1 protein-coding gene and 1 pseudogene are annotated in these 2,066 nt (G+C 47.3%); both read left to right on the top strand.

What is annotated here, in order from left to right:
- The first annotated feature begins 815 nt into the window (after positions 1 to 815).
- Positions 816 to 1,076: a hypothetical protein gene (locus tag BV390_RS30200; RefSeq protein WP_004026352.1), complete on the top strand. Its 261-nt coding sequence runs from the start codon at positions 816 to 818 to the stop codon at positions 1,074 to 1,076.
- Between the two features lie 197 nt (positions 1,077 to 1,273).
- Positions 1,274 to 1,962: pseudogene (locus tag BV390_RS30195) on the top strand (IS3 family transposase); the annotation flags it as partial.
- Between the last annotated feature and the right edge of the window lie 104 nt (positions 1,963 to 2,066).

Below are 2,066 nucleotides of genomic sequence, written 5' to 3'. Positions count from 1 at the left end.
TGTATAACAGCAAAAGGCCACATAAATCACTCGAACTGATGACGCCAGTGGACTATATTTTACGTGAGAGTAAAAATTGCAATATGTGGTGGACCCATACATCTCCTTGCCTTACGGCAGCTAAGAGGCTACTCTGTTGGTGTCTAGTCAAGCAGATGGCCTCGTGTGGTTGGTTAATGAAAATTAACGTCCTACGGGGCTTTCTTCTTTCTGCCTCACAACATCAAAACACTCAAACATCATGAGGCAAAAAGCCTCAAGCGCCGACACCATTATACCGTGTTTACTCCCATCCTCCCAGGGCTAATAAGCTGGTAAGTTAATAACTTTTAAGATGGTTTCCGCCGTGTTTCTGCCCTGCATCCCGGCATCTGCTGGAGTTCAGTCATGAATTTTCCCCTCTGTCGATATGCTCCGGTTACCACTTCTGCGCCGTCCAGTGTAGCGGTTCTGTGCAGACGCAATGTAGTGCCAGAACAACCCCCTTGTTCGCCAGCTGCGCCCATGTCTGATGTTAACCAAACGACTCAGCTACCAGATTGAAGATTTACGCCCAAATAGAGGTCTACGCCTATGACAAAATTCTCCAGGCAATATCAGATATCAGTAGCGTCATATCCGAAAGAGATTTTTAAAGTCACTTTTCCTGATTGTATTTCTTTCAAAATATAATGACGGTAAGGTTATTTAGCCAATTGACGCGCCACTTGAATAAGTTATTATTACTTACAGGCACTCTGAACTATCAGCAATTTCACAGACTCAACAATGCCTGTAGAAATATCTTTGTATCGGTATTATTTAAGGAATCAATTATGACACTCACTGCATATTACCAGCTAAGGAATACAAAAGCCGCAGGTCTTGGTTTCGAATTGCTGACCAGTGAACCGGGAGCCTTTATTGTGCTGGAAGAATGCAGTTATGAGAAACCGTATGAAATTGCCCGCTATGGGCATAACGGGAGTGCAGGCGATCGTTCGAATGCGTTCAGCTGCGCGATGAATAAAGCCCGTAGTCTGCAGAATTACAGTGGAGCAAAACTGGATTACAACGTTTACGAAGAAACTGCCTGAATCATCCTGTAATAGCTGTGTGTAGTCTTTGCCCGCCGCTGGCGGGCTTTTTTATGTGACACCGGGCAGGAGCGCCAGGCATCATGACAGCGCCCTATCCTCTCTTGCTTCACTTCCTGTCAGGTTGTAGTGGTTTACTGAATTTGGCCACCTGAACAGAGGTGATATGCTCATCTCAGAACAATACAGGTGTCCCAATGAAAAAAAGAAATTTCAGCGCAGAGTTTAAACGCGAATCCGCTCAACTGGTCCTTGATCAAAACTACACCGTTGCAGCTGCGGCCAGTGCTATGGACGTGGGGCTTTCTACCATGACGCGATGGGTAAAGCAGTTACGGGATGAACGACAGGGCAAAATACCTAAAGCCTCTCCTATAACCCCGGAACAGATTGAAATACGTGAGTTAAAGAAAAAGCTACAACGCATTGAAATGGAAAACGACATATTAAAAAAGGCTACCGCGCTCTTGATGTCAGACTCCCTGAACAGTTCTCGTTAATCGAGAAACTCAGAGCGCAGTATCCTGTGGTCACACTCTGCCACGTGTTCGGGGTTCATCGCAGCAGCTACAAATACTGGGTGAAAAGCCCCGAAAAGCCAGACGGCAAGCGGGCTGTATTACGTAGTCAGGTTCTGGAGCTGCATAACATTAGCCATGGCTCTGCTGGCGCGAGAAGTATCGCCATCATGGCAACCCTGAGAGGCTTCAGAATGGGACGCTGGCTTGCCGGCAGGCTCATGAAAGAACTGGGACTGGTGAGTTGTCAGCAACCCACCCACCGGTATAAACGTGGTGGCCATCAACACATCGCTATCCCAAATCACCTTGAGCGACAGTTCGCAGTGACAGAGCCTAATCAGGTATGGTGCGGCGATGTGACGTATAGTGTGCCCGGAGTTCAGGGCGGGCATGGATGCTTAAATGAACCGCGAGTCTGTCTGGAATATTGAACCGGTAACTCACGATGAGAAACCCAACAATCCCACCG

Source organism: Klebsiella sp. YJ (assembly GCF_002108615.1).
Taxonomy (GTDB): Bacteria; Pseudomonadota; Gammaproteobacteria; order Enterobacterales; family Enterobacteriaceae; genus Klebsiella; species Klebsiella planticola.
This window is presented reverse-complemented; position numbering and strand designations above follow the sequence as displayed.